This is a genomic window from Pseudomonas kitaguniensis (assembly GCF_009296165.1).
Lineage (GTDB): Bacteria > Pseudomonadota > Gammaproteobacteria > Pseudomonadales > Pseudomonadaceae > Aquipseudomonas > Aquipseudomonas kitaguniensis.
Genome location: NZ_VUAZ01000147.1, coordinates 1 through 5,918 on the forward strand (window position 1 = coordinate 1; position 5,918 = coordinate 5,918).

Annotated in this window: 4 protein-coding genes; all 4 read left to right on the plus strand. The window is 48.0% G+C overall.

Going from position 1 to position 5,918, the window contains the following annotated elements:
* Positions 1 to 145: 145 nt before the first annotated feature.
* On the plus strand, positions 146 to 616 hold the full coding sequence (locus F0169_RS22890) for a hypothetical protein (RefSeq protein ID WP_152747693.1): 471 nt from the start codon (positions 146 to 148) through the stop codon (positions 614 to 616).
* 5 nt (positions 617 to 621) lie between these two features.
* Positions 622 to 3,744, plus strand: a complete 3,123-nt coding sequence (locus F0169_RS22895; protein WP_152747694.1) for a peptidoglycan DD-metalloendopeptidase family protein — start codon at positions 622 to 624, stop codon at positions 3,742 to 3,744.
* Positions 3,734 to 4,300 (plus strand): hypothetical protein, encoded by a 567-nt coding sequence (locus tag F0169_RS22900; protein WP_152747695.1) that lies wholly within the window; start codon positions 3,734 to 3,736, stop codon positions 4,298 to 4,300. Before F0169_RS22895 ends, F0169_RS22900 begins: the two co-directional genes overlap by 11 nt.
* Positions 4,301 to 4,415: 115 nt before the next feature.
* Positions 4,416 to 5,918 (plus strand): type VI secretion system Vgr family protein (locus F0169_RS22905; protein ID WP_152747696.1); only part of this gene is annotated, 1,503 nt, incomplete at its 3' end.

A 5,918-nucleotide genomic window follows, 5' to 3' on the forward strand; every position in this document is an offset into this window, starting at 1 on the left:
GGGATAGGGATTAAGCCACCGTTGTTGCCGGGGGCTGCGGATCAGGATAAGGCGGGGAGTTTGATGGATCAGGCGTTGATGAATACGCCGCCTGAGAAGGTTAAACCGAAGGCTTTTTTTGTGTTTTCTGAGTAAGGAAAGACCAATGTTAAACTCGACTTTTTTGAAGTCTGTTAAAAAACTGAGATCAGTTATCTTATTGGCTCTTTTTTTTACGATGGGAGCCTGTGCGCAAACGACATTGGAAGAACAGTTTCGTGGTATCGAAAGTTGCAGTATAAAAAATATTTTTCTTGATCCTGTTAGTCGTAAACCAAGTGGTGAATATTTTTCAGCGCGCAAGCTGGAACCCTGCCGTATAGATGAAGTAGCGTTTTACTGTGTGAGTGATACTTTCTACGGCCTGCATGTAAATCAAGTTGCTATTCCATATGTAGGCCCATTTAGTGTACATGCTATCTATTTGAAGGAAAGCCCGGATGTCGTTGAGCCAGTATTGCGAGCTCAATTCAAGGGTATTAAATTGAATCAAAATGACGGCGCGTCTCCAATTTTGATTGCTGATCCGAAACAACCTGGAAGTTCGGTTTTCTACTGTGATGAGTACAGCGAGTAATAATTATGGAACTCTATAATCCTGGGTCACCTTTTCATTACACGAGTCGCTGGGACCTTGCTCGTACTCATCCAGTAACGGGCGTGGTTAGGCCGCATCGTGGAGAGGATTGGGGAGCGCCGAGTGGAACAGCAATTCCGGCAGCTGGCGCTGGCAAGGTCGTCTATAAAGGTAATATGTCGGGCTATGGAAATGTAGTAGTGCTGGAACATGCCAACGGTGAAGAGACCGTGCATACGTTGTACGCGCATATGAGTTCTGCTTCTCCTCTCGCACTGGGTACTCATGTAACTAAGGGCGCCACCGTAGGTCCGTGCGGTAATACGGGAATAGGAACAGGCGCTCATTTGCATTTTGAAGTGCTGCGTAATGGTACGAAAGGCCAGCCTAATTTAGCGAGAGGGCATGCCACTGTAAATCCTCGGGAATTTGACATCTCCAATTTGACGGATCCGGACGCCCCTACTTCAGCATCTTCGGCACCCTTGGCTGCCGAAACTACAAACGCCAATGCACCTTGGCAGTTTCCAATTAGAAAAGCTGGAGGGGCACAATTTAAAGATGCCGATGAGTTGTTCCTCGCGTTAGAGAGGGAAACTTCCGGCCATTATATTTTAGGTAGTCATAGTTTCTGGCATGGCGGAATTCATATAAGCAGCCTGAGTGCACCCCAGTGCGTTCGTGAAGAACCAATTCGCTGTATAGGTGATGGTGTAGTCGTTGCATATAGGTTGAACAAGGATTATCTGGTTTCAACGTTTGAAGCCGCCGCGGGTGTGGAGGAGTTAAAATACTCGAGTTCGTTCTGCTTAGTGCGGCATGATTATAAAGCTTCTGGAGACTCATCAGCATCACAGGCCTCTAATGAGTTAACATTTTACAGTCTCTATATGCATTTATTGCCTTACGAGCAGTATTTAAATTCCAGCGAAGAACTGCGTACATCAATCATAAAAATGACCGCAAGTGGCTTTAGAGCCCGCAGTGATATTAAGGATGCGCCAGGCTGTGTCGAATTTGGTGCAATCTCTGCGTCGGCTGAAATTGAAATCCTTGAGGAACACGCAGACGGAGTACACGCGAAAGGCAAACTCTATAAAGGAGTAGTTGGTGGTCGTGTTGAAGGACAAGAGTTTTGGTTTGCTTATAAAAAGGACGGTAACGCATACCCTAAACAAGAGGGTGGTCCAAGTTGGGTTAGTCTTCCACCCTCAGAGATAAAAAAACCTGGGTACTGGCGAGGTAACGTAAAAGCAGTGGTACTTGGATCAGGCTTAACGCTGCGGAACGCTCCTGAGAGATTAGTTCATGGTGCTCAGGCAGGTGCACCGATGGGCGCTGGGCTGGTGCTGTGCACCGGTAGTACTATTCAGTTTGACAGTGGAAAGATTTTAAATTTAAAGCTAGGTAATGCAACACTCCGAATGGCCGAGTGCACCTTTGTGCCAAGCACTTCGGGTCCACGTACCGGACTAAAGAATCAAACGTTTCCAGTACCAGAGACTTTTTGGGCATGTGTTGAGGATATAGCTCCTAACCGTCTCGTTGGATGGCGTGAGCTCGTTCCACAAGAGTTTGAGAAGGTAGTGCCCATGGACACGGCAATTAAGGCTGGAGATCCAATTGGCTACTTAGCTAAAAACCAAGTAATCCAAAGTCCTGCTGGGGGAATTTCAGAAAAATACCAGATACATATTGAAGTTTTTTCCGTTGATGCGCGAGTTGAAGACTTTTTGAAAAATAAAGCAGATGTCAAAGGAGGTAAGCAATATATTCACTTACCAGCTGCTTCGATTTTGAAAAAAAAGGAGCCAGAGACAGGGCTTATTGAGTTGATGAAAGAGCACGTTGTGGAGCTGGATAAGGCTGTGCCATTTACGGATACTGCCACTTCCGAATGGTATGAAGTTAATGTGCTTGAAGCTGGAGAAACAAAAAAAGGCTTGCTGGCGAAGAGCGAAGCAAAAATCATCTCTCAGCACGACTGGACAAAACTAGGGTTTCATATCGTCAAAGAGTCAGATTCAAATTCTGACGGTTTTTTAGACGCTGATAGCATGCCGGATTTTTTTAAAGAGATTTACGACAATTTAGATAAGTTTGGAGACGCAAACGGAAAAATAGAACCCAGTGATTTTCCTATAGCGCTAAAAAATATAGAACAGCGAGATCGCTGGTCAAAGCTAGTCGCTTATCACCCCTCTGAATGGAAAGGGAAATCTGACTCACCCAAGTGGGCTAGGCTGAATCAGCTGCTCGAAGAGAGCCCAAAGGTACTGCAGCATGAAAAGGATAGAATTGATAGTTTGATATTCTGGGAGGATCCGGCCCTTCAATCTAGATCCTTAGGCGACGGAGTGGTATGGCATTTTCATCCTGTTGCTTTTTTAGGTAACATGATGAGCGCAGGTAAAAAAATAAATATAACCGTAGCAATGCTCAAAAAAGTTTTCGAAGGGCTTAAAAATACGACCGAGAAAGACGATCTTTTGGCAGAGATAGCATCCCAAATAAATGAAAATAGTGAAAAATATAAACTTGATACCGTATTGAGGTTAAGTCACTTTTTTGCTCAAGTTAGGCAAGAGATTGGGTCTAAATGCACAGTTGAAGAAGATTTCACCTATGGTCCCGAAGGCTTGAAAGGGACATTTGGCTATTTTGCTAGGCATCCGGCTGAAGCGACTATCTATGGCTACCCAGGGCCTGCAAAATACGTATCTCCTCAAAATCAAATCGCAATTGCTAATCGAGGATATGGAAGTAGACTCGGCAACGGAGATATTGCGTCGGGTGACGGCTGGAAGTATCGAGGGAGGGGGTTAAAACACTTAACGGCGAGAGCTAATTACAATGCTTTCACTACCTATCACAAAGAATTTTGGAATGAGGACGTGGATTTCATAGAAAATCCAGACTTATTGCATACAAGCTATAAGTATTCCGTAAGGTCGGGAGTGTATTTTTGGCTAAAAAACAATCTTTCGTTGAAAGCCGATGAGGGTGATACGAGAGAGAGTGTTGATGCTATTACTAGAATAATAAATAGAGATACAGATAGTTATACCAAACGGTGGAATAATTTCGAGAGGATATATAAAGTTGAAAAAATATTTGATGAAATTTAAATCTGGTAAGGCATGCTTTTTTGCTCTTGCATTTGTGATTCAAAATGTTTGGGCTTTAGATGCGCCTACAATCGCTGAGATGCATCCTCCGGTAGCGGTGTCTCTCGGGCAACAAAAGATCTCAATATTATTTTTGAAGAATAATTTAAAATTATTGGCTAAGGATATTCATGTACCAGAGGCTGAGGTCTTTTATTTTTCGAATATTTCCGGCAAGCCTAGTTTTAACTATGTATGGAAAATAGAGGGAGATGAAATTGCGTCTGTTTTCTTCTACGACTGGGTGTCGCCTGAAAAGCAAGGAAAGTCAATGTACGTATTGACGAAGAGTCGTTTGTCAAGTAAAGAGTTTGAAGGGTTTACATATTCAACAATGGAGTTTCCTATTGTAAAAGATGGTGAGAGTTTGACTGTTTCGTTTTTCCCGAAAGATTTACCTGACGAGGTATTGCAAAACTGCAATGAGGGTCGAAATTTGATCAGCGGGGAAGCCGTACATTGTAAATACAAAAATGCGGCAGATATAAAAAAGCATTTAATTGATCAAGATAGATGAGTTTCAGCAAGACGGGCGCATATTCGACTAAGTGATGCCCTCGGCATCACTCCGTCCTGGCTGCAGCGCATGCGCTTTTGGGCGTAATGGATGACTAAGGAACAGGGAGCCGAACATGTTTAACCCGTCTAACGAAACGCATTTCAGCCTGACCATCGATGACTTCGAGGGCGACCTGCAAGTGCTGTCGTTCACCGGCACCGAAGGCATCAGCCAGCCGTATCGCTTCGACCTCGAATTGGTTAGCGAAAACCCGGACATCGACCTGGAAAAACTCCTGCACAAGCAGGCCTTTCTGGCGTTCGACCCGCAAGGCCGTGGCGTGCACGGCCAACTCTACCGCGTTGCCCAAGGCGACGCCGGCAAGCGACTGAGCCGCTACACCGTGTCGCTGGTGCCGCACCTGCAATACCTGCATCACCGCACCAACCAGCGGATTTACCAGCAAATGTCAGCGCCGAAGATCATTGCCTTGATCCTCGAAGAACATGGGATTCAGAGCAACGCCTACCGCTTCCAACTCAGCCAGCCGTGCCCGGAACGCGACTACTGCGTGCAGTACGATGAAACCGACCTGCATTTCGTCCAGCGCCTGTGCGAAGAAGAGGGCGTGCACTACCACTTTCAACACAGCGCGGATGCGCATGTGCTGGTGTTTGGCGACGACCAGGCCATATTCCCCAAACTCGGCCAACCTACCGCTTATGTGCAAGGCAGCGGCATGGTCGCCGACGAACCCGTGATCAAGGGCTTTAAAGTACGCCTGGCCACCCGCACCGGCCGCGTGACCCGTCGCGATTACGACTTTGAAAAGCCCAGCCTGCAACTCGAAGCCGCCTACAAACCCGATGGCGACAAAACCGGCCCGGACCTGGAAGACTACGACTACCCAGGCCGTTTCCTGACGCGCTCACGCGGCAACTTCCTCAGCCAACGCGCCGTTGAACGCCACCGCGCTGACTATCAGCAAGCCGAAGGTTGGGGCGACCAGACCACGCTCACCAGTGGCCACTTCCTGGAACTCTCCGACCACCCACGCACCGAGTGGAACGACCTGTGGTTACTGACCCAACTCTCGCACGAAGGCAAACAGCCGCAAGTGCTCGAAGAGTCGGTGACCAGCGACACCACCGACAACAAAGACGACTTCCACCAAGGCTACCGCAACCGCTTCATCGCCACGCCCTGGGACGTGTTCTACCGCCCGGCGCTTGAACACCCCAAACCGCGCGTCCTCGGTAGCCAAACCGCCGTGGTCACCGGCCCCAAAGGCGAAGAAATCCACTGCGATCAATACGGCCGCGTCAAAGTACAATTCTTTTGGGACCGCGAAGGCCTGGCCGACGACAAAACCAGCTGCTGGCTGCGCGTCTCCAGCGGCTGGGCGGGCGACCGCTACGGCGGAATCGCCATCCCGCGCATCGGCATGGAAGTGCTGGTGACCTTCCTTGAAGGCGACCCCGACCAGCCACTGATCAGCGGCTGCCTGTACCACAAAGAAAACCAGGTGCCGTACCCACTGCCGGCCAACAAAACCCGCACCGTGTTTAAAACCCTCAGTTCACCCGGTGGCGGAGGCTTCAACGAACTGCGGATCGAAGACAAAAAGGGTGCGGAA